Source organism: Psychrobacter sp. ANT_H56B (genome assembly GCF_008369245.1).
GTDB classification, from domain to species: Bacteria; Pseudomonadota; Gammaproteobacteria; order Pseudomonadales; family Moraxellaceae; genus Psychrobacter; species Psychrobacter cryohalolentis.
In genome coordinates, this window is the sequence record NZ_VOBF01000002.1 from 257,492 (window position 1) to 279,578 (window position 22,087).

At 42.0% G+C, this 22,087-nt stretch carries 19 protein-coding genes; 13 read left to right on the plus strand and 6 right to left on the minus strand.

Annotated features, from left to right (window positions below; all coding sequences use genetic code 11):
• Nucleotides 1–187 precede the first annotated feature (187 nt).
• A complete protein-coding gene (locus FQ082_RS03800; protein ID WP_149492095.1) occupies nucleotides 188–826 on the plus strand; it encodes a GNAT family N-acetyltransferase in 639 nt (212 codons plus the stop codon).
• A gap of 20 nt (nucleotides 827–846) precedes the next feature.
• Here FQ082_RS03800 and FQ082_RS03805 read toward each other — a convergent pair whose 3' ends face one another.
• Nucleotides 847–1,056: a hypothetical protein gene (locus FQ082_RS03805; RefSeq protein ID WP_149492096.1), complete on the minus strand. Its 210-nt coding sequence runs from the start codon at nucleotides 1,054–1,056 to the stop codon at nucleotides 847–849.
• A 104-nt stretch (nucleotides 1,057–1,160) separates the two neighbouring features.
• On the opposite strand from FQ082_RS03805, the gene FQ082_RS03810 reads away from it, so the two are divergent.
• Nucleotides 1,161–1,529 (plus strand): hypothetical protein, encoded by a 369-nt coding sequence (locus FQ082_RS03810; protein WP_262498145.1) that lies wholly within the window; start codon nucleotides 1,161–1,163, stop codon nucleotides 1,527–1,529.
• Nucleotides 1,530–1,679: 150 nt separating this feature from the next.
• On the opposite strand, the gene gorA is transcribed toward FQ082_RS03810, so the two are convergent.
• The 3 genes from gorA to FQ082_RS03825 form a co-directional block, all read right to left on the minus strand.
• The gene (gorA, locus tag FQ082_RS03815; protein WP_149492097.1) at nucleotides 1,680–3,035 is read right to left on the minus strand and encodes a glutathione-disulfide reductase; all 1,356 of its coding nucleotides are present in this window, start codon (nucleotides 3,033–3,035) and stop codon (nucleotides 1,680–1,682) included.
• Nucleotides 3,036–3,117: 82 nt separating this feature from the next.
• Nucleotides 3,118–3,570, minus strand: coding sequence for a threonine/serine exporter family protein (locus tag FQ082_RS03820; RefSeq protein WP_149492098.1), 453 nt, complete (start codon nucleotides 3,568–3,570; stop codon nucleotides 3,118–3,120).
• Nucleotide 3,571: 1 nt separating this feature from the next.
• On the minus strand, nucleotides 3,572–4,381 hold the full coding sequence (locus FQ082_RS03825) for a threonine/serine exporter ThrE family protein (RefSeq protein WP_041772304.1): 810 nt from the start codon (nucleotides 4,379–4,381) through the stop codon (nucleotides 3,572–3,574).
• Between the two features lie 163 nt (nucleotides 4,382–4,544).
• Here FQ082_RS03825 and FQ082_RS03830 point away from each other — a divergent pair, with 163 nt between their 5' ends.
• Nucleotides 4,545–4,826, plus strand: coding sequence for a DUF503 domain-containing protein (locus FQ082_RS03830; RefSeq protein WP_149492099.1), 282 nt, complete (start codon nucleotides 4,545–4,547; stop codon nucleotides 4,824–4,826).
• A 120-nt stretch (nucleotides 4,827–4,946) separates the two neighbouring features.
• On the opposite strand, the gene FQ082_RS03835 is transcribed toward FQ082_RS03830, so the two are convergent.
• Nucleotides 4,947–6,704, minus strand: a complete 1,758-nt coding sequence (locus tag FQ082_RS03835) for a P-loop NTPase fold protein (RefSeq protein ID WP_149492100.1) — start codon at nucleotides 6,702–6,704, stop codon at nucleotides 4,947–4,949.
• A 123-nt stretch (nucleotides 6,705–6,827) separates the two neighbouring features.
• Nucleotides 6,828–9,734 (minus strand): excinuclease ABC subunit UvrA, encoded by a 2,907-nt coding sequence (gene uvrA / locus FQ082_RS03840; RefSeq protein ID WP_149492101.1) that lies wholly within the window; start codon nucleotides 9,732–9,734, stop codon nucleotides 6,828–6,830.
• 585 nt (nucleotides 9,735–10,319) lie between these two features.
• Between uvrA and FQ082_RS03845 the strand changes: the two genes are divergently transcribed.
• From FQ082_RS03845 to FQ082_RS03885, 10 genes are all read left to right on the plus strand, one after another.
• On the plus strand, nucleotides 10,320–11,684 hold the full coding sequence (locus FQ082_RS03845; RefSeq protein ID WP_133105127.1) for an MFS transporter: 1,365 nt from the start codon (nucleotides 10,320–10,322) through the stop codon (nucleotides 11,682–11,684).
• A 108-nt stretch (nucleotides 11,685–11,792) separates the two neighbouring features.
• Nucleotides 11,793–12,452 carry a single-stranded DNA-binding protein gene (gene ssb, locus FQ082_RS03850; RefSeq protein ID WP_149492102.1) on the plus strand — a complete coding sequence of 220 codons (660 nt, stop codon included), beginning with the start codon at nucleotides 11,793–11,795 and terminating at the stop codon, nucleotides 12,450–12,452.
• Between the two features lie 499 nt (nucleotides 12,453–12,951).
• Complete coding sequence (locus tag FQ082_RS03855) at nucleotides 12,952–13,275, plus strand: H-NS family nucleoid-associated regulatory protein (RefSeq protein WP_020444129.1); 324 nt, start codon at nucleotides 12,952–12,954, stop codon at nucleotides 13,273–13,275.
• Nucleotides 13,276–13,491: 216 nt separating this feature from the next.
• Nucleotides 13,492–14,322, plus strand: coding sequence for a type II secretion system protein N (gene gspN, locus FQ082_RS03860; protein WP_149492103.1), 831 nt, complete (start codon nucleotides 13,492–13,494; stop codon nucleotides 14,320–14,322).
• Nucleotides 14,323–15,231 carry a type II secretion system protein N gene (locus FQ082_RS03865; RefSeq protein ID WP_149492104.1) on the plus strand — a complete coding sequence of 303 codons (909 nt, stop codon included), beginning with the start codon at nucleotides 14,323–14,325 and terminating at the stop codon, nucleotides 15,229–15,231. It begins immediately after the preceding gene.
• 212 nt (nucleotides 15,232–15,443) lie between these two features.
• Nucleotides 15,444–17,699, plus strand: coding sequence for a type II secretion system secretin GspD (gene gspD / locus FQ082_RS03870; protein ID WP_149492105.1), 2,256 nt, complete (start codon nucleotides 15,444–15,446; stop codon nucleotides 17,697–17,699).
• A gap of 319 nt (nucleotides 17,700–18,018) precedes the next feature.
• Complete coding sequence (locus tag FQ082_RS12980) at nucleotides 18,019–18,174, plus strand: hypothetical protein (protein WP_020444125.1); 156 nt, start codon at nucleotides 18,019–18,021, stop codon at nucleotides 18,172–18,174.
• A 71-nt stretch (nucleotides 18,175–18,245) separates the two neighbouring features.
• On the plus strand, nucleotides 18,246–19,256 hold the full coding sequence (locus FQ082_RS03875; RefSeq protein ID WP_133105155.1) for a TatD family hydrolase: 1,011 nt from the start codon (nucleotides 18,246–18,248) through the stop codon (nucleotides 19,254–19,256).
• Between the two features lie 72 nt (nucleotides 19,257–19,328).
• Nucleotides 19,329–20,225: a ThiF family adenylyltransferase gene (locus tag FQ082_RS03880; RefSeq protein WP_133105122.1), complete on the plus strand. Its 897-nt coding sequence runs from the start codon at nucleotides 19,329–19,331 to the stop codon at nucleotides 20,223–20,225.
• 21 nt (nucleotides 20,226–20,246) lie between these two features.
• The gene (locus FQ082_RS03885) at nucleotides 20,247–22,046 is read left to right on the plus strand and encodes a GAF domain-containing hybrid sensor histidine kinase/response regulator (protein WP_262498146.1); all 1,800 of its coding nucleotides are present in this window, start codon (nucleotides 20,247–20,249) and stop codon (nucleotides 22,044–22,046) included.
• The last annotated feature ends 41 nt before the right edge of the window (nucleotides 22,047–22,087 follow it).

Sequence of the window (22,087 nt, forward strand, 5' to 3'; positions counted from 1 at the left end):
AGGTCAGCTTTTTAATCTAGGATAGATATCACATAAAAAACTCACGTATTTTATCGATACATGAGGCAGATAGAAATTTTCTTGCGTGCTGTGCCTCCGCCGAAAGAGGCTGCAAAAATTTCTATCAGCCTCTTTATGACCTTTTTGTAATGAACTGAATATACGGATAATAAAAGGACAAAATAATATGAATGAAGCCCAGACTAATAACGACAATATTAATAACGACAATGCCAATAAAGAAACTGTTTTCTTACGTCAAGCAGAAGCTAGTGATATCGACGCACTTGAGCAGCTATTGAATCGTTGTTATCGGCAGACAGAAGGCTGGACCAACGAAGCAGACTTAATCGGTGGTATTCGTATCACTCAAGATGAGCTGGCTAGTACCATCGCCAATCCCACCCATTATCTCTTTGTTTATCCAAAGACGACCACAAGCGAGCGTGATGGAGAAGAAACAGGTGAGCTATTAGGCTGTATCGGAGTAGATATGCAAGTTAATGCTGCTGGTGATAAGAAAGCATATATCGGTATGTTTGCCGTCCATCCTGAGTTACAAGGACAGGGCGTTGGTAATGTGATTTTGCAAGCAGCCGAGACATTTGCAGGTCGTCATCTACAACCAGATGAGCAAGTTTCTGATAAAAAACGGGCTCGTTTGACCATGTCTATTTTAAGCCATCGTCCTGAGCTATTGTCTTATTATCAGCGCCGCGGTTATCAGCTAAATGGCAATAAAATGCCGTTTCCAAATGATGGTAATAATGGCGAGCCAAAGCGTCAGGATTTGGAATTATTAGAATTGGAAAAACCAGTCAGTTAAAAAATATGTAAAGGCTAATATTATTGACCCCAAAAGTATGTGAAAGTCATAAACAGTCCTATACTCAGCAGTAAAAATGCCACCACAATTAAGCGCTTAAACCAGTTAAATGCTGGTAAGCGTGTGGCATTGTCATTAGAGGTGATATAGGCAAATAAAAATATCAGACTGACAACCAAGGTTAAAATACCAAGCCCAATCGGTAATATAAAAAAATACGCCTGCCACATGATTATCTCGCAACCATCATTATTAAGCACATCATAGCAGCATCCCGATTGTACTGTCTGACTTATCCGCACCTTAAATTTTATAAACATATCAGGACGACGACGTGAGAAATTTCAAAAAATCGGTATTCATTATGGTATTCACGCCGTTTTTTACCGCGTGTTCTAATGCGCCTCCTGAAAATACGGTTGAAGGGCTGATCGAAGCGCAATATGAGCAAACTACCAAGATAGTAGAGGACGCAAAGGCTAACGCAGGCAATGATAAGATGGCAAAAGCCATGAGCGGCATGATGGAGACCATGATGCCAAAGCTTGAGCACATTGAGAATATCGACTGCGATACCATTGAGGGTGAAAATGCCTATCTCTGTAGCGCTGATGTCACCCAAACGATTGCGGGTAATAGCCAAACCAACAAGACGGGATTTAAAGTTTATCTAGTCAATGATGAGTGGGTATTGGGTAATTAGAGGCTTTGATACTTTCTAATAAATAAGCACTAATAAATAAGCACTAATAAATAAGCACTTCTATTGGTTGCTGATAATAAAAAAGGATACCCAAACGGTATCCTTTTTATATAATAGATAAGGCTATTACTAATATTACCTAGTCCATTGCTAACGCATCGTCACAAACTCTTCTGAGCCAGTTGGATGAATGGCAACGGTATTATCAAAGTCAGCTTTGGTTGCGCCCATTTTGATCGCGACCGCAAAGCCTTGAATCATCTCATCCACGCCAAAGCCGATACCGTGCAAGCCAATGACTTTTTCTTCCTCACCTAAACATATCAGCTTCATTGTAGACTTTTGGCGATGCTGAGTCACCGCACTATACATATCCGTAAAGGTGGAGGTATAGCATTTAATACTGTCTTTACCAAATTGATTTACGGCATCGATTTCAGACAAACCAATGGTGCCAATAGGAGGGTGGGTAAAGATAACCGTCGGTATCAGCTCATAGTTTAGATGCTCATCAGGTTTGTTATTAAATAAGCGCTCTGACAAGCGACGACCTGCTGCGATAGCCACTGGCGTCAAATCAACACTGTTTTCGATAATATCGCCTACCGCATAAATCCCTTTAACATTGGTGTTTTGGAATTTATCGACTATGATTTTGCCAAACTCGGTCGTTTCCACGCCCGTCACTTGCAAATTGATATTGTCCGTCGAAGGCGCGCGACCAATCGCCCAAATCAAGCAGTCTACGGTATCAAGAGCACCATCTGTGGTACACAAAGTCAGGCTACCATCGTCATTTTTAACAACTTCAGTGAGCATGGTGTTAGTATGCAGCTGAATACCGTCTTGCTCCATCTCTATCAGCAAAGTCTCCACAATGGTGTGATCAAACGAGCGCAGCGGCGAGTGCTGACGGACATACAAGTGTACCTCAGCGCCAAGACTATTCATCACACCAGCGATCTCAACGGCGATATATCCCGCTCCAACGATAGCGACCCGTTTTGGCAAATGATTTAAGGCAAAAAAACCATCAGAATCGATGCCATGTTCTGCGCCTTTGATATTTGGCTTAATAGGATGACCGCCTGTAGCAATCAAAATATGGTCAGCGGTAATAAGCTCGCCATTCACTTCTACGGTATGATTATCAACAAATTTGGCAAAGCCTTTTATCACTTCAACACCGTTTTTTGCCAAGTTATTGTCATAAGCGCGGTGAATGTTTTGAATATATTGTTGACGGCTCTGTACCAGTTTTTGAAAATCAAAGCCTTTTAGTTCAACGTCAAAGCCATAATCTGGCGCATACTTATGAATGGCTCCAGCAACTTGTGCGCCATACCACATCACTTTTTTGGGTACGCAGCCCAAGTTCACGCAGGTGCCGCCCAATTTATCAGCTTCGATAATGGCGCATTTTTTGCCATAGCTCGCTGCGCGGTTAATCGAGGCAATGCCGCCGCTACCGCCGCCAATGGAAATATAATCATAGTGTTTAGTCATATTGAGTCTCTTTATTAAGGGGTTGTTAATGTAATTTGGAACGTTAATTGAAAACAGTGCCTAGCTATAAACAGTCCACCATCTATACGATGGCACGACGTCTATAAAATAATAGTCCAGGAATAGATAAGCCGAGTACCAATCCTGAGGTCACAAATAGGGCCTCAAATAAATACACCATCATTTGGCTAAATAACTCGTCGGAAAAGCCAAAATAGCCAATCTGTACCATACTGACCATTGCTTTATAAGCAGCGATACCTGGCATCATACAGATGACACTGGGCGAAATTAATGCTTTGGGCGGTAGCGTGTACTTTTTAGAAAAATACACCCCCAAAAAGCTGGCAAGCATCGCCCCGAAAAAGCTGGCAACCACGATATGTACATGTTCATAAACGAGAGCCGTCTTTAGCCCGAATCCAAACGCGGTCATCAGCAAACAAGGCAAAATGTAACGTTTGGGCACGCTAAACATCAGCGTCCAACCAAGGGTAATAATACACGACAGCGCAACGGTTTCAATGAACCACATGTCAAAACCCCCAGTGCTGTATTCTAAGTAATCCCAGCGCCATTACGATACCAACGCACGCGGACAAAGTCAGCATATAGGTAAAAACGGCACGCCCAATCCCAATATTGACATAGCCTTTTAGGATATCTGAGAAAGAATTGATCAAAGGAAAGCTTGGTACTAATAAGAGTACACTAGAGGCAACAGCAATATCGGCATTATTACCAATATCAAAATAATAGGTCGTCGACCCAATTAAAGAGGCGATAAAAGCGGTCACGATGACCGCTATAAAGGGATTAAAATGGTGCTTGGACAGGTAGATACGAGTGAGCATCGCTACCATACCCGCGATAAAGGTTACGGCGGTAATTGACCAACTGCCGCCGTTTAGATAAGCAAATGCAGCACAAGACGCCCCAACAAATATGCCCACCAACCATGTTGGATACACCGACTTATTATCTAACTCATCAAAAGCAAGGGTCGTGCGTTGAGTTAGCTCAGGTTTCAGTTTGTCATTATCAATATCTGTGTCGGCTTCGGTTTTATTGACAATTTGCTGGATTTGTACCAATAAATTGACATTAATGCTCTGATTGATCGTGTCTCTGGTGGTGGTGATACAGCGCTCATCGCAGATAGTGGTCAAGGTAATGGCATTAAAATTCAGCGAACATTCTACGCTGTTCATCCCCAAGGCAAGCCCTAAGCGTTTGGACAAGTCCACCACCACGGCAGACTCAGCACCATATTGCATAAGGAGCAAGCCGCAGCGCACGCATAATCGAGTAATATGCTGTTGCTGTACGTAGCTGATAGAAGTCATGGATTAGATACGCATATTGGCTATTGTGATATTTTCGAATGATATAAATATAAACAGTGTGAGTGGTTATAGGACATCGATATGGCAAGGTAACGATAGCATAACTTGCCATGCTTATTTGCTACTATTATAAAGCGTAAACCACTGTTGCAAGGAGAATAAAATGCATATCGCTATCTTAACGCTGACTTTTGCGCTACCCGGTTGTGGCTCATTAAAAGAAAAGCGCCAACGCATGGGTGGCTTGCATGCACGCTTTGGCAATACGCCAAGCGTTGCAGTATGCGAGAGCGGCGAGCGTGATCGGCATGATGCCAGTGAATGGACGTTTGTGATCGTCGGGCTGTCTAAACGTGAGGTTGAATCGCAATGCAGTCAAATCGAGGAGAAGATAGAACGGACGATAGATGCAAGAGTGATGAATGTTGAGAGGGAGTTTGTCTAATTGAGAGCATTTTTATAAGAGCTAATCCCGCTTTCCACTCATATCTTGGTCGCCCATATATTGGTCAACCAAGGCAATTGGGGCTAAAACGCATCTCAAAGCAACTATTCAGTATTACGATCAAATATTCTCTAAGTTATCCGTAAGTTCTAAAAGATGTTCGATAGCTGCTTTACTGTTTGGATTTTCTTCAATTCTCTCTTGAAGTAACTCTAGAGTCCATCGCTTAACTTCTTTAAACTTAGCAATATCAGTTCTAAAAGCAGGGTGTTTTAGCAACTCTCGAATATATAGCATTCTACTTGACCCATTAATGAGTGGCTGCCAAATAACAACACTGAAGCTTTCTTTGCTAATATTTTGTATAGCTGCGAAAAAATCCTCACTATCATTTCCATGTTTGCAAAATCGCATAAAAATTTTAGACATAATATTAGCGTTGTCATTTAAGATAAGATCTTTTTTATGTCTTTTTACAGCTTGCTGGAGAAAGTTATAAAAAAGATCATTTGTATTTGAATGATTCAAATAATAGCTTTCCATCAGACCTTGCTCTAAACCTTCTGAAACTTTTGCTTCAATATAGTTCTCTACCAACTCTTTAAGTTGGTTAGATAGATCAGAAGCTCCATTTTTCCTCAATATATTACAACAGAAGGTTAGGTTAGGTAACATTTCTCTATCTACTCTATGTTTAATATTATCAAAAAGTCTTTGGTTAAATCCATGCTCTGGGCTTAAGCTATGATACTCAGCCATCAAATCTCGCTTTTCTCTATCGCTTTCTAAAGCTTGTTCAGTGATTAAGTCTTGGTTTAGTAGTCTTTCGAATTTTTCACTATCTATATCAATATTTGTAATAAGTTCGACAACAACCTCAGTCCACCCTTCCATACGAAAGTTAGGGTAGAACTGTGCAAGCTTTTCCTCTACAGCTTCTTTCTTAGTTCTCACAGTTGCTTTTAACGCGTCATCATCACTCTTCAAAAAGATATCTAATCGGCCATCGAGACCATCTTCGGAAAAATACGTTTCTAGCTCTTTTATATCAACATCAAGAATTTTAGGGATATCATTAACAAGCTTGATAATAAGAATTTGTCTTAGAATTTCTTCCTTGCTCAACTTTGATAAAGATGATGAGTTTTTTACTATTTCCTGATAGATTTTCTGAACGCGCTGATAAAATCTAAGATTTCTAACACCCATAGTTTGATAAAATTTCTCGTATATAGGAAAAATCTCATCATCGTTAACAGTTTCTTTAACCATTGATAATGAATCATTTAAAACTAGTATTTCATCAAATACTTTTTCTTTTTGCGTATCAAAATCAACTTTGTCTTCAGACTCTTCGTCATGCAAAATCATAATAATTTGGCAATTTCGCTCGTTCTTAAGATAGTTAACTAATCCCAGAACTTCTGCCATTGGTAAGTTTTTTGATTTTCTTTCAATATCATCTAAACATATCAAAGTGTTTTTGAGATGGGACATAATGATGTTTGTAATCAGTTTATTGCCAATGTTTATACCAAAACGTATATCACCAGCAGTACCACTTGTGCTTCCTCCACCTACGAAATTGAACAGTTTTTTAAAGTGCGTGGAGACGTCAGTATTTAAGATTGAGTCGTCAGTCGAAGTAGTCTGTACTTCAGTAGCAATCGCAAGCTTAAGACTATCTAAAGAGTCTAAACCGAATAAAGAAATATAAGCATATTTTCTTAGTTTAAATTGATCATGATATTTTTTCTTAAAATTATTCCAAAATTGTGTTTTCCCAACTCCCCATTCGCCAGTTAAAGCAATGGCACAAGGTTTTTCAGTTTCGATAAGCTTTACAAGCTTTTTTTCGAGGTTCGTTACATTTGCCATTACTTATTACCTTACAGATGTTCTTAAAATAATTATCATATTAACACTAAAATAAAAACTCAACCCAACAAAAAAGGCCACTCCCTAAAGAGTAGCCTTTCATCAATTATTACCTAAGTTCTACTAACTTATTTCTTTCATAGCCTGCTTAAGCATTGGCTTTAAAAACTCACCAGTATACGAGCCTTTGACTTCCGCCACTTCCTCAGGCGTACCTTCCGCAATGATCAGTCCACCACCTTTACCACCTTCAGGGCCAAGATCAATCACCCAATCCGCCGTTTTGATGACATCCAAGTTGTGCTCGATGACCACGATGGTATTACCTTTATCTCGTAGCGCATGCAAGATATTGAGCAGCTTATCGATATCATGGAAATGCAAGCCAGTGGTCGGCTCATCCAAGATATAGAGCGTCTGTCCGGTATCACGTTTGGCCAGCTCACGCGCCAGTTTGACACGTTGCGCTTCACCACCTGATAGCGTCGGTGCAGACTGACCTAAGCGAATATAGCTCAGACCAACATCCATCAAGGCTTGCAGACGACGATAAATCGCTGGAATGGCTGAGAAGAACTCAGTGGCATCTTCGACCGTCATATCAAGCACGTCGGCGATGGTTTTACCTTTATAGTGAATCTCTAAAGTCTCGCGGTTATAGCGCTTGCCTTCACAGGTATCACACGGCACATACATATCCGGTAAGAAATGCATCTCAACTTTGATAAGACCATCACCTTGGCACATTTCACAGCGTCCGCCTTTTACGTTGAAGCTAAAGCGACCCGCTTTATAACCACGGGCGCGTGCTTCTTGAGTTTGTGCAAACATTTCACGAACTGGTGTAAACACGCCAGTATAAGTCGCTGGATTTGAGCGCGGCGTACGACCAATCGGGCTTTGATCGATATCGACCATTTTATCCAAATGCTCAAGACCGCTAATACTGTCATGCTTATCCGCGATGAGCGTGGAAGCATTATTTAACTGTGTCGCGGCAAGTGGCATAAGCGTACGGTTAATCAAGGTCGATTTACCAGAACCCGAAACACCAGTAATACAAGTCATGATACCTATTGGCAAGGTCAAATCAACATCATGTAAGTTGTTGCCGGATGCACCTTTTAGCTCAATAGTCATCGGTACTTGTTTAGGCTTGGCTTTTCCTTTAACTTCCATATCAATCGTTTTGGCTTTATGACGAATGCTTGGAATCTCGATTTTTTTCTTACCAGACATATATTGTCCAGTCAGCGATTCTTTATTCGCCATGATGTCATCGACCGTACCCTGAGCGATGATATGACCACCATGTATGCCAGCGCCCACTCCGATATCGATAACATGATCCGCTTGACGAATCGCATCTTCATCATGCTCAACGACCAGTACCGTATTGCCCAAATCACGCAAGCGCGTTAAAGTTTTCAGCAAGCGATCATTATCACGTTGATGCAAACCAATCGATGGTTCATCGAGTACATACATCACACCCATCAGACCTGCGCCGATTTGGCTAGCCAAACGAATACGCTGCGCTTCACCACCTGATAGCGTTTCAGCAGAGCGCGCTAGCGATAGATAATCAAGCCCGACACTAACGAGGAAGTTGAGACGCTCATTAATCTCTTTAAAGATTTTCTCCGCAACTTCGCCTTTATGACCGCCAATTTTAATGGTCTTATAATATTCAGCCGCGTCACCGATAGACAGCTTTACGATTTGAGCGATGGTTTGATCGTCAACGCGGACGTTGCGTGAAATCTCATTGAGACGCGCGCCATCACAGACATTACAAGTAGTATCAGCCAAGTATTTCGCCAGCTCGTCACGGACGAGGTTGCTTTGCGTTTTAGTATAACGACGTTCTAAATAAGGTAACACACCTTCAAATGGTACGGTCTTGTTAGTTTTACGACCGCGCTCATCAGTAAAGTTAAACGTCAGCTTCTCTTTACCAGAGCCTTGCATAATAAGGTCTTGCTGTTCTTTTGGTAAATCTTGCCACGGTGCATCCATGTCAATTTTGAAATGATTGCAAACAGTTGATAGCAAACCAAAGTAATAGGCATGACGCTTATCCCAGCCATTAATTGCGCCTTGATTGAGCGATTTTTCATGATGGGTGATTAGTTTTTCGGCTGAGAAATATTGACGTTTACCAAGGCCATCACAGCTTGGGCAAGCACCGTACGGATTGTTAAAACTGAACATGCGCGGCTCAAGCTCAGAGACTGCACGATCACAGACAGGGCAAGAATGCTTGGCTGACATGACTTGGTTTTCATCGCCGCCTTCTTTTGGATTGCCATCCATAAAGTGTAGCGTCACCAAACCTTGACCTAGACGTAGTGCTGTCTCTAAACTTTCAGCGACGCGGTTGCCCAAATCATCACGGACTTTAAAGCGGTCGACCACCACTTCGATGGTGTGTTTTTTCTTCTTATCGAGCGCTGGTAGTTCATCGGTATCATAAACATCGCCATCGACGCGTACACGTACAAACCCTTGCCCAATTAATTGCTCAAGCAACACCGTATGCTCGCCTTTGCGCTCACGAATGACGGGTGCCAAAATCATGATTTTGGTGTCATCTGGTAGTGCCATGACTTGATCAACCATCTCAGTCACTGACTGCGCGACCATTGGCTCGCCATGCTCAGGGCAAAACGGCGTACCAATACGCGCATAAAGCAGACGCAGATAGTCATAAATTTCGGTAATCGTACCGACGGTTGAGCGCGGGTTATGGTTGGTTGATTTTTGCTCGATAGCAATCGCCGGTGACAAGCCTTCGATACTATCAACGTCAGGCTTTTCCATTTGAGATAAGAACTGACGCGCATATGCTGACAAGCTCTCGACATAACGACGTTGTCCTTCAGCATACAAGGTATCGAATGCCAAGGAAGATTTACCAGAGCCTGATAAACCCGTAATGACCACAAATTTATCTCGTGGAATGTCTAAGTCGATATTTTTTAGATTATGAGTGCGTGCGCCGCGAACCTTAATATACTCGTGTGCCATCGGTGATAGGTTTCCTATTTGCTAAATGATATTTTCAAAAAAATTAAAAGGAGCAATCAATATGAGTCAAATGATTCATCAAAAACGTGGATAATTTTAAAATTGCTATTCAAATTAATACGGCTTTATAAAAATATGCAGTTTTCACAAAGCGATAGTAATGGCTGTCTATATTAGAATATGCTTTTAATACTTGAAATGGATAAAGGTAATCTAAATAAAGATTAACTAATATGAGTGGTTTGTTATAGATTTGGCAGAATAACGTCGTTTTGTAAAAAGATTTATCATAAATTTTTTCAGACCACAACGTTCTCAACGTCTTACTTTATTGTCATGATAGCTGCATTATTCAAGGTGTAATGACCCATCAGATGCACTTGGTAACAAAATTATTGCGTAAAATGAATGGCTTAAGTCGGTGTCCACTATGATGCTGAAGTAGGAGGGCAAAAGTCTCGGCAAGCAAACGGCGAATGTCTTATACTAGTGAGCTTAATTTGTAGGCTAAACCCTTGATACAGTCGTAATAATACAAGCAGAGCTGCCGTGATAAACCAGCAATGATGAACCAGTGAGGCAAGTATGAATAGCGTAGAAAAACGGGCAATCCTCGGGGTCGGTGGTATCTTTGCCTTGCGGATGATTGGTTTGTTTATGATTGTGCCAGTATTTTCTGTATATGGTGATAATTACGCGCATGCGACTCCGTTTCTGATTGGTTTGGCAGTCGGTATTTATGGGCTAGGACAAGCGATATTTCAGATTCCAATGAGCCTTGCCGCGGATAAGTTCCCGCGTAAGCCAATTATATTTTTAGGTCTTGTCTTGTTTGCCATCGGCGGTATTATTGCTGCCAATGCCACAGATATTTACGAGGTTATTATTGGTCGAGCACTGGCAGGTAGTGGCGCGGTCTCTGCGGTATTGATGGCGTTACTTGCTGATGTAACTCGTGAGGAGATGCGCACTAAAGCGATGGCGACGATGGGTTTGACCATTGCAACCTCTATCATGCTTGCTTTTGCCTTTGGGCCTCTATTAGTAGGCTCGCTTGGCATCTCAGGATTATTTTGGTTGACTGCAGGCTTTGCAGTTTTGGCGATGTTATTGTTACTGTTCGTCCCGACACCGCTACGGGTACTTAAGCACAATTTAGACAATAAATCGATTGGTCAGCAGTTGGCAACAGTCCTAAAAATTGGTGATCTAAATCGCTTGCACATTGGCATATTTGCTCTGCATCTGACCATGACCGCTATCTTTGTTATTTTACCGCATCAGCTTAATGACGTACTAGGATTGTCGGTACGTCAGCAAGGCTTGGTCTATTTACCTTTATTGTTCATCGGTTTTGCCGTCGCGATACCTTTTATTATCATCGCCGAAAAGAAACGCAAAATGCGCCAAGTATTTTTAGCCGCGATTGCACTGATGACGGTTGCCTTAGCATTATTGGCGCTCGGTGGTCAGGTTGGCGTCGGTATTATATTAGGCTTATTGCTCTACTTTATGGGCTTTAATCTACTTGAAGCAACGATTCCTTCATGGATATCTAAACGCGCACCAGTCGCCAATAAAGCCACTGCGATGGGGTTAAATTCATCCAGTCAGTTCTTTGGTGCTTTTGTTGGTGGCGCAATGGGCGGGTTGTTATTGAGTCAGCCTAATTTGTTGGCATGGGGCATATTGGCAATTATAATGGCCGCCTCTTTATTGCTGATTATTCCTATTGCTGATCCACCATATTTGTCAAGTACGACTGTGACGATACCAAAGAATATCGATATTCAGGACTGGTCACGGCAAATGCTGGCAGTAGAGGGTGTTGATGAGCTGGTGGTCATGGCAAAAGAACAGGTCGCTTATTTAAAATTGGACAAGACACAGCTCACAGATACTTCGCGACAGGAGCTGTCGCATTTGGCGCAAAGTCCTCTAGATATTTAACAGAAAAATGGTTAAAGTAAAAGTATATTACTGCTAAGATTGAGGCTTTATATTAAAGACTCGATTAAAGCTGGTAATAAAATTATTCATAAGTAAAAGGACGATATCATGCGCGGTGTTAATAAAGTTATCATCATCGGTAACCTCGGTGCAGACCCTGAGGCACGTCAATTCAATAACGGCGGTAGCGTGACCAATATTTCGGTTGCGACATCAGAGCAGTGGACAGACAAGCAAAGCGGTGAAAAAAGAGAAGCAACGGAATGGCATCGCATTTCGTTGTTTAATCGCTTGGGTGAAATCGCTGCGCAGTATCTTCGTAAAGGCAGTAAGGTATATATTGAAGGCAGCTTACGTACCCGTAAATATCAAGATCCCAACGGACAAGACCGTTATATCACTGAAATTCGTGCTGAACAAATGCAAATGCTAGATAGCTCGACAGGTGGTAGTAATGATGCTGGTGGTGGTTTTGGTAGCAATAACCAAGGTGGTCAAAGCAACCAAGGTAGCTATGGTAATCAGGGTGGCGGGTTTAGTAACCAAGGTGGCCAGAACGACTATGGTCAGCAAGGAGGCAATCAGCCCGCTCAACAAGGTGGTTATAATCAAGGCGGCGGTGCGTCACAGGGTGGTCATCAAAATAGCTTTAACAATCAGAATGCGCCCGCTCAGCAGAATCAATTTAATAAACCGACTCAAGCACCAGCGCAGTCGAAGCCTACAGCGATGCCAGATGGCCCTGTAGACGATGACATTCCGTTTTAGGATACACCTGATTAAGTAATGTTGATTAAGTTAGATAGAGCCTTGCTAATGCAAGGCTTTTTAGTATGTACAGATAATGAAAGTGTAAGGAGTCATTTATATAATTAAGTCATTTTAAAACCGATATGCCAACAGAACCTGTGCATCAATGATGCCTCATAATAGCTATACAGTCTTAATCATTACGGAGGCTATTTAAAGAAATATTAATAAATAAAGCTATTCATTTAATATCTCTGATTGTCATCGAATTAACCACCATTTATTGATTTTAGTAGAAAATAACGATAAGTCATTGTTATTGTCAATATTTTTGTTTATATTAGCGTTGCTTATAATTTTAAGCATTCACACCATATTTATCAGTAGACAATCAAATTTTTATCAATATTCGAAAGATTTATTATTTAATAATTACTGTATTTAGTAATTCTTGATAAATCTATTTTTAGTATAAATGCTATTTATTTATACCCTTTATTTTAATGTGGAAAACACTATGAACAAAAGTAATGTTATTGATTTAAACAGCTTAAATGTTGATGAGCTACGTGCTATTACTGAAAATGCACAGCAGCTTATTGCTCAAAAGCAACACCAGCGCTTGTATGATGCTTATACGCAGTTTGAAAAAATCGCTGAAGAAAGCAATGCCAGTATCGAGGAGATTTTACAAGCGGGCGAAAAACTAGAAAAGAAGCGTAGCATTAAATACCGTAATACCGACAATGACGAAGAAACATGGACTGGTCGCGGACGTAAACCAACATGGTTAGTAGAGGCATTAGCCGCAGGTCGTCGTCTTGAAGATTTTGCTATTTAATTTTCTAATGGATAGTCGCTGTTATATTTAGCAACGAACGCTCTGTCTATAAAGTTCTGTTTGATTAACAAGTAGATCGAACCTTTATAGGCAGATAAAAGCCAGTATCTTTTTACCACTATTTTGGTAAAAAGATACTGGCTTTTTTGCTGTCATCTGTATGCTATTGTTTGCTATGATAATGACGTTTTTACCTGATATAAGAGTTATGCCATCGTGCCCCAAGTATCTGCCTCGTCTCATAAGCATCCCCGTAAGCTGTGGTGGTTGATTGGGCTTGTCTTGTTCGCGCTATTTGCTGTTTTGCAAATGCCGGCAGCATGGCTACTTGAAAAATATGCACCAGAGACGCCTTATATACAGCACGTGTCCGGTAATGTATGGCAGGGCGCTGCAATTTGGCAGATACCTCTGTCAGCGACGCCATTGATCGGGGCGGCTGAATGGTCGTGGCAGCCGTGGCATTTATTATTGGGTAAGTTTGGTGCGAAGATTGATATTTTATCAGAGCAAACTCGCCTCAGTGGGCAGGTAAAAATAGGCGCAAATTCTTGGGAAGTAAAAGACATGAGCGGTAAAATTGCGCCTGAGACTTTGACTCGGGTTGTCGATTGGCAATTACCAAATACGCCAATTCAGGTCAATAATATCTCGCTCAAACGTCAGTCTGGTTCAAACGATGGTGATTCAAACAGTGACTCTAATAGAAACACGTCTGGCTTTCGTCAAGCGTCAGGTCAGCTGACATGGATTGGCGGCGAGCTTGGTTATCCTAGCGGTGGCAAAATATTTTATCTCACCATACCGGCGCTGCGTGCTGAGCTGAGCACCGAGCAAAAAAATAATAAAAATCTGCTGCATATCAATCTTGTCAACAATCAGGACAAGCGTTTAGGCGACTTGTATCTTGATGGCGATAATATGTTGGATGTCAGCTTGACCCAGCGTCTACTCGAGAGTATGCCTGAATACAAGGGGAAAGCGCCGCAAGACACGCCTGTGGTTAGTGTGCGTCAACCACTGTTAAATGGGCTAGGGACACGCTAGATGATGACGCTCCCTACAAGCTTAAAACCTGTGCTAAATATTTTTAACCGTTTTGCCGTTTGGCTGCTATTATTGGCAATCACTTGGTTAAGCTGGACGGCAGCGCGACTACTATGGCTGCTGCTTGCGCCACCGTTAGCGCCGGCATTACCACTGGTACCTTTACAGGATAACGCCTTATCCGCTCCAGATTATAGTAGTGTATTTGCTATTTTTGCCGACCCTGATCCTATCGCTGCTGTAGTGCAGCCGCCGCCTAATATTGTGCTAAAGGGTGTATTGCTGGCCATTCCAGAGAGTTTGTCTTCGGCACTTTTAGATGTTAATGGTGAAGTCAAAAACTACCGAATTGGTGACATCTTAAAAGACAGCGATTACACGTTGGTTGCGGTTGCTTGGAACGAGATTATTATCGCTGATACTATTGACAAGGAAACGGTGATTCGTATGCCAGAAGCCATGCCACTTGATCAAAGTGCGATGATCGCAGGCGGGGTCAGTAATCAGCGCTTGCAAGATGGCAATATGCTACCTAATGCGCCTGTGCCTGTGCCTGACCTAAGCAATACTGGTAATCAACCGGCTGCCGAAGCACCTAGCAACAGCGCGCCCAAATCTGCAATTGACGAAGCAGTGACTGAATTACAAGAAAACCCTGCCAGTTATTTAAGTAGAATGGGTGTAATGGCAGGAGGCGATAACTATCAAGTTACAGCAGCGATGCCTGCTAATATACGCAATCGCTTGGGACTTGAATCTGGTGATCGAGTACTGAAAGTCAACGGGCAAAGCGTCGGTAGTAATCCTGCTCAGGATGCTCGCGTATTACAACAAGTGAAGCAATCAGGGGAAGCACAGATAGAAGTACAGCGTGGCGATCAAGTTATTACGATTCGGCAGCAGTTTTAGCATATATAAGTGACAAAAAGGATTCTTCAAAATAAATATTTGTTGGTTGATATGATTGACGATATGATGGCCAACATAACTTAGTATCAATTAAAATTATGACTTATCAAAAGCATTAAAGAATCAGGACTTATCAAATCCAGTAACCATTAAATTCAATAGTCATTGAATTCAGTACATACCAAGCGCCATCACTGTAGGTAATCATCAATATGGTCAGTTCTTATAATTTTTCAGTCACACCTTTGCATCATATTTTGCAGCGTTTGATGCGATTGTGCCGTCCTCTTTGCTTGGCCATACCACTATGGGCGGCTAGTACTGGGCTGGTGAGTGCTGAAAGCTGGAAAGTCAATTTGCAAGATGCTGATATCAAAGCCTTTATCAATGAAGTGGCGACGATTACCAATCAAAACTTCGTCCTTGATCCGCGCATCAACGGTAATGTGACTGTGATCTCCAATAAGCCTTTGTCGCGTGATGAGATTTATCAGCTGTTTTTGAGTGTGATGCAAGTCAACGGTATCGCTGCTATCGATTCAGGAACAACGATTAAACTGGTGCCAGATAACGTCGCCAAACAAACCGGTGTTGCTGTTGATTTACGTGGTGAGAGCGTCGGTGAAACCTTGGCAACGCGGGTGATTTATCTGACGAATACCCAAGCAGCGGAAGTCTTGGGCGTTATCCGTCCGCTCATGCCACCGTCTGCACATGCCGCTGCTGTGCCTGGAGTCAATGCCTTAGTGCTGTCCGATCGTGCTGATAGCCTAAATCAGCTGACAGCGCTTATCCGTGATTTAGACAGCAATGTGAATGACAGCTTACAAGTCATACCACTACGTCATGTCGATGCCGAACGTATGATGGAGTTGATTAGCGCACTGGTGGCGAGTGCTGGTAGCGGGCAAGCGCAAGGTGGCAGTAATCAGCTAAAGGTTATCGCCGACACGGCGAGCGATAGACTGTTGGTTAAAGGCAGTCCTGAGATGATTGCCAAAGTGCAAGAGATGGTCAATCAATTGGACACAACGCCTTCAAGGCGCTTAAGTGGTCTGCGTGTTTTCCGCCTAAAATATGCCAGTGCCGGTCATATTGCTGAGATGCTGCGCGGTCTCCTTGCCAGCCAATCCATCAATAGCTCTGGCGGTTCTTCAACATTAGAGTCAGCATCATTGAATGATGCCGCTGCTACAGGGTCGTCGCTAACTGGTGGCGCTAATAGTAAGGTAGGTAGCAATAGTATCGGTGGTACTGCTGCTACGCCTTTACCTAATAATAGTTCCGCGGGTACAAGTATCGGTATCGGTGGTCGACCTTTTAGTATTATCGCTGATGAAACTCAAAACGCCGTCATTGTTAATGCAGCACCTGAGCTGATGTTTGAGATTGAAGATGCTGTCAATCAGTTAGACAGCCGCCGCTCGCAAGTATTGATTCAAGCAGCTATTGTTGAAGTATCAGGCGATGATGCAACGCAGCTTGGGGTTCAGTGGGCACTGGGTAATGCCAATAGCGGTTATGGCGTGGTGAACTTTAATAACGTGGGCGCAAGTGCGGTTTCACTTGCCGCTGCTGCTTTGTCAGGTGGTACAGGGATAAGCGCGGCAGCAGGCTCCATTGCTGGTGCTTTGTTAGGTATTGGCAGTAGTAGTAAAGACAGCAAAGGCAATGCGCAATTCTATGGTGCTATCCTGCAAGCGCTTGATTCTTCTACCAGTGCCAATCTGCTATCTATGCCATCGATTTTGACCTTGGACAATGAAAAAGCCAGTATCTTAGTGGGTCAAAACGTGCCGTTTGTGACAGGCTCCTACACCACGGGTAGTGACTCTTCGACGAACCCCTTTCAAACCATCGATCGCCAAGATATTGGTATCAATCTAAACGTCATCCCGCATATTGGTGCAAACGGCACCGTACGTTTAGAGGTATCACAGGAAGTTTCTTCAGTCGTACCGGGTAGTGCTGGGAATGCCAGCGGTCTTATCACCAATAAAAGCCTGATTAATACCACGATTTTGGCAGATGATCAGCAGACCATTGCTTTAGGTGGCTTGATGCGCGACAACTCCACTACGCGCCAGCAAAAAGTGCCAGGTCTGGGTAATGTACCCCTTATCGGTAGACTGTTCCGTTCGGACAATGACAATAGCCAAAAAAGCAATTTAATCATATTTTTACAGCCGACTATCCTCCGTGATGGCGGTGCAGTAGCAAGCGTGACAGAGCGTAAATACAATCAGATGCGCGTCCTTCAGCTGGTTATTGATAAAAACGGTACGATTAAACAGCTGCCATTAAGCGGTACCGAAGGTTGGAATGGTGATATTAGTGCTGATTACGAGCTTATGCCACTCAATCCTTTGATTCCTAAACGGGATCAAAAGCCAAAAACAACTTCCAAAGGTTTTACTCGTGTTGATAGTCCAAGCACAGGTATCACAACTTATCCCTTAAATCGTTAAGCGCTTTTATGGCTGTTCGCTAATAAATTATCTAGGCTTTTAGCGTTTACCAAACTCTGCTTTCATATCTCTCTTAAAGTTTTACTATACTTAAAAGTACGGTGTATTACATACACCGTACTTTAGTTTGCGTATTCATATAATAGATAAACATATGCCTTGGCTATACGCGTATAATAAAAACAGATAACATGGGTATGTCACGCTTTTGCTGATAGTACGATATATTTGTTAAAATAGATAAAGGTCAGCTATAAAGCCGTATTTATCAAATATCGGCTAAGTACTATTCGTCAGTTAATTTTAAAAGGTAACTATAATGGCAAGCACTAATAATAAAAAAAAGTGGCTGGCATTAAGCGTAGTGGGTATTGCATTGGTACTGATACCAAGACGCAGTAGTCAAAAGGCGCATAAACCAGTGCCTGAAAATTATGACCCTATAGAAAAAGCTAAAAGTACAGATAGTGAGTAAAATGATTATTTAGAAAGTAGTTAATGGGAAAGCTGACTTATCATAGCAATGATGAATTTTGGAGTTTCTTGATGACGGGGATTGATACATCAGCTATCAATAATAAAGTAAGAACGAAGATTTTTCCTTTAATTGATACTCATACGCATTTTGATGCTCCTGTGTTTGATAAGGATAGAGGTGAGCAGGCGCAATTTGCCTATGATAAAGGTGTGCGCCATTTAGTTTTGGTTGGTTACTTGCACCGATATTTTGTACGGCTTTATGAGAATCAGCAGCAGATAAATGATCTTTGTCAATTGGATAAAAAAAATTGTTTGAACCAAAAAAAACGTTTTCCTAAAGTACATATTGCACTAGGTTTACATCCTTTTTATATTGAGCAGCATACAGAAGCCCATTTGGAAGAAATGGCGCAAATGCTAAATGAACAGCGTCCATTGGCCATTGGTGAAATAGGTTTAGATACTTTTACCGATGCCATGAAGCAGCCTGAAACGTTTGCCAAACAACAGCGGTTTTTTATTGCGCAGTTAGATATGGCAGTGGCACATCAGCTACCTGTTATGCTGCATATTCGTAAAGCACATGCCGAAGCACTGGCTTTACTAAAAGCACATAATTATGACGCGCATAAGCTTGGCGGCATTGCCCATAGTTTTAGTGGTGGTGTACAAGAAGCCAAAGCCTTTGCGAAATTAGGGTTTAAGCTTGGCGTGACTGGGCAAATAACCAATCCCAATGCGAAAAAACTGCGCCTTGCCATTCAAGCTGCGGTTGAGAGTTATGGTATTGACTGTTTGGTTATCGAGACAGATTGCCCCGATATGATGCCTATCCTAGGCCAGACGCTAGATAATAATTTAGAAGATGCGTCATCTAATAACGCGTCTGTGCTTGGACGAGATAAAAATAGCGAATGGGGTGATACATCTATGCATAGTAGGAATGTTCCTGCTAATTTGCTTTACGTATTACATAGCTTGAGCGAATTACTAAATGTTCCTGCGGCTATTCTCGCTCAGCAATTGTGGCTCAACAGTTGTAATGCTTTGCAAACTAAGTGGTCTTATACGCTTTGAAGTTTTTAGCGCATACTAATTAATATATAGTTGGTTTAACAATAAAATTTTTAAAAGAGTTTCTACATCGTTATGAATGAAGACACACACATGCAGTCAGATATTATCCAACCAGAGCCTATCGAAGAGCCGATTTTTGTACCTGAAATATTAGAGATACCTGATAGAGATAGAGATGCCGAGCAGTATGAGCGCCGTTTTAAAGGTACTCAGACACTGTATGGTAATGCTGCAGTAGATACATTTTCTGCTGCGCATGTTTATGTTATTGGTATTGGCGGTGTCGGTTCCTGGGCAGCAGAGGCTTTGGCGCGTACAGCTGTTGGTACTATTACATTAATTGATTTAGATATATTGGTAGCATCCAATGTCAATCGGCAGCTGCCTGCTTTAGATAGTACCTTTGGGCAAAGTAAAATTGAGGCGATGGCAGCACGTATTCGTGAAATCAATCCAAAAGCTACATTGCATTTGGTTGATGATTTTTTGACTACTGAAAATGTCGCAACATTGCTGCCCAGTCGTGAAGAAGCAAAAACGGCGGCACAAACCGCTCCGATTGTGATTTTAGACTGTATCGATGATATGGATGCCAAGCTTGCCATTGCTTTGCATTGCCGCTTTAACAAACTAAAATTGGTCTGTGCTGGCGGGGCAGGTGGTAAAATAGACCCCAGTCAGATCAGAGTCGGCGATTTACGAGACACTTATCAAGATCCATTATTGGCCAAATTACGTAATAAATTGCGCCATGAAAAGGGCATTAATAGTGCCTTAAAAGAGAAATTTGGTATCAAGTGTGTTTATTCGACAGAACCACCGCGCGTAGACAAGAGCTGTCAAACAGGTGGTTTGCACTGTGGTGGTTATGGCTCGGCGGTCGTCGTCACCTCAGTGGTTGCCATGCTTATGGTGAGTGAGGCATTACAATTATTGCTTAAGCAGGCGGCTGTTAAACCAAGCCTCTGATATGAATTTATGGAGTCCACCTTGTCTATATCCAACGTACCAGACTTTGATTACCCTATCGCAGAAGATGATGCGGAGCGTATCAATAGGCTCAAAAAATATCAGGTATTTAATACCAATCAAGAGTCTTCTTTTGCACGTTTGACTGAGCTTGCGAAACTGTTTTTTAATGTGCCGATGGTGGCGATTACTTTTATAGATGAAGAAACTCAGTACCTAAAATCTGGTATTGGTCTTGACGAGGTATGTACCACGACACGTAATGTGGCTATTTGTAATTATACTATATTGTCTGATAGTATTTTTGTGGTAGCTGATTTGGCAAACGATGAGCGCTTCAATACATATCCATTTGTCGCTCAATGGCCTAAGATACGCTTTTATGCTGGTGCACCCATCATCACGCATGAAGACGGTAAAAATTATCGTTTTGGCTCTTTATGTTTGATGGATATAGAGCCTCATCATGATTTCAGTGATGAAAAAGCCAACATACTAGCCCAATTTGCGACGATGGCAGCCGACGCTTTAAAGCTACAAGAGCAGCAGCGTAATGCCAAATATGCCAATGAGATGAAGTCAGCGTTTTTGGCCAATATGAGTCATGAGATACGCACACCGATGAATGGTATCATCGGTATGGTTGAGATGCTCAGTGACACCATGCTGAGCGTTGAACAAAGAGAATATATCGAGAATATAAAAGTATCAAATGAGCATTTGCTCGCGATTATCAATGGTATTTTAGACTTATCAAAAGTCGAAGCCGGTAAAATGACTATCGATTCTATCCCGATGAATCTATCTAGTCTCTGTAATGAGGTCGTTAGCTTATTTGCTATCAAAGCTCGCCAACGCGGCTTAGTTTTAGACTATCACTATACCGAGTCACTATCGCCTTATGTTAAAGGGGATCCCGTACGTCTTAAGCAGGTCATGGTAAATTTGGTCAATAATGCGATTAAATTTACCCGTGAAGGCGGGCGTGTAACGATTGATGTTAAACATATGCAAGACAATCCTTGTCTAGATAATAAGGATTGCGATCAGACTAAAGGCAGTAATGATAGTCGTTTAGATTTTGCCATTGATGATAAAAATAGTACAACGATTCATCAAGAAATGACTTTATGTATTGAGGTTACGGATACGGGCGTCGGTATTAAGTCTGAATCATTAGAGGCAATATTCGATGCTTATGATCAAGCAAATAAATATACCCACAGGCTTTATGGTGGTACCGGACTTGGATTGTCTGTCTGTAAGTCTCTAGTGGAGCTAATGGGTGGCTATATTGAAGTAGATAGCGTAGTCGGCATTGGCACAACCTTTAGAGTATTATTGCCGCTACCGTGTATTGCTGCAGAAGATTATGAGATATGGCAAACGGACAATGACTTTACAATAACGTTGCCGAGTGATGAGCTGGTCGGTCATATCTTGTTGGTTGAAGATGATAGTGTGAACGCGATGATTGCCAAAAAAGCCCTTAATAATGGTGGTCATACGGTCACTCACGTCGATGATGGACAACAAGCGATCGAGATTTTTGCGTTATATCCTGAGCGCTATGATGTGATTTTGATGGATCATCATATGCCGATTATGGATGGGGTACAGGCAACCATCAAACTTCACGAGCTCTATGCTCCTCAAGACTTGCCGCCTATTATTGCGTTGACTGCCAATGCAATGGATGGCGAGCGCAAAAAATACCTTGATGTGGGTATGCAGGATTATTGTACCAAGCCTTTCAAACAAGAGCAGCTGAATGCGTTGGTTCAATATTGGTTGATGCATAAGCAATCATTAGAACAATAACTGGCAGTTTAATTCCACCCTTTATTATTCATGACTTATTT

Bases quoted from the DNA above. Each gene is read 5' to 3' on its own strand.
- FQ082_RS03855 (WP_020444129.1), top strand. From the start codon at position 12,952: ATGAACAAAAGTAATGTTATTGATTTAAACAGCTTAAATGTTGATGAG.
- FQ082_RS03830 (WP_149492099.1), top strand. From the start codon at position 4,545: ATGCATATCGCTATCTTAACGCTGACTTTTGCGCTACCCGGTTGTGGC.
- FQ082_RS03825 (WP_041772304.1), bottom strand. From the start codon at position 4,381: ATGACTTCTATCAGCTACGTACAGCAACAGCATATTACTCGATTATGC.
- FQ082_RS12980 (WP_020444125.1), top strand. From the start codon at position 18,019: ATGGCAAGCACTAATAATAAAAAAAAGTGGCTGGCATTAAGCGTAGTG.
- FQ082_RS03800 (WP_149492095.1), top strand. From the start codon at position 188: ATGAATGAAGCCCAGACTAATAACGACAATATTAATAACGACAATGCC.
- FQ082_RS03865 (WP_149492104.1), top strand. From the start codon at position 14,323: ATGATGACGCTCCCTACAAGCTTAAAACCTGTGCTAAATATTTTTAAC.
- ssb (WP_149492102.1), top strand. From the start codon at position 11,793: ATGCGCGGTGTTAATAAAGTTATCATCATCGGTAACCTCGGTGCAGAC.
- gspD (WP_149492105.1), top strand. From the start codon at position 15,444: ATGGTCAGTTCTTATAATTTTTCAGTCACACCTTTGCATCATATTTTG.
- FQ082_RS03835 (WP_149492100.1), bottom strand. From the start codon at position 6,704: ATGGCAAATGTAACGAACCTCGAAAAAAAGCTTGTAAAGCTTATCGAA.
- FQ082_RS03805 (WP_149492096.1), bottom strand. From the start codon at position 1,056: ATGTGGCAGGCGTATTTTTTTATATTACCGATTGGGCTTGGTATTTTA.
- FQ082_RS03820 (WP_149492098.1), bottom strand. From the start codon at position 3,570: ATGTGGTTCATTGAAACCGTTGCGCTGTCGTGTATTATTACCCTTGGT.
- gorA (WP_149492097.1), bottom strand. From the start codon at position 3,035: ATGACTAAACACTATGATTATATTTCCATTGGCGGCGGTAGCGGCGGC.
- uvrA (WP_149492101.1), bottom strand. From the start codon at position 9,734: ATGGCACACGAGTATATTAAGGTTCGCGGCGCACGCACTCATAATCTA.
- FQ082_RS03875 (WP_133105155.1), top strand. From the start codon at position 18,246: ATGACGGGGATTGATACATCAGCTATCAATAATAAAGTAAGAACGAAG.
- FQ082_RS03880 (WP_133105122.1), top strand. From the start codon at position 19,329: ATGAATGAAGACACACACATGCAGTCAGATATTATCCAACCAGAGCCT.
- FQ082_RS03845 (WP_133105127.1), top strand. From the start codon at position 10,320: ATGAATAGCGTAGAAAAACGGGCAATCCTCGGGGTCGGTGGTATCTTT.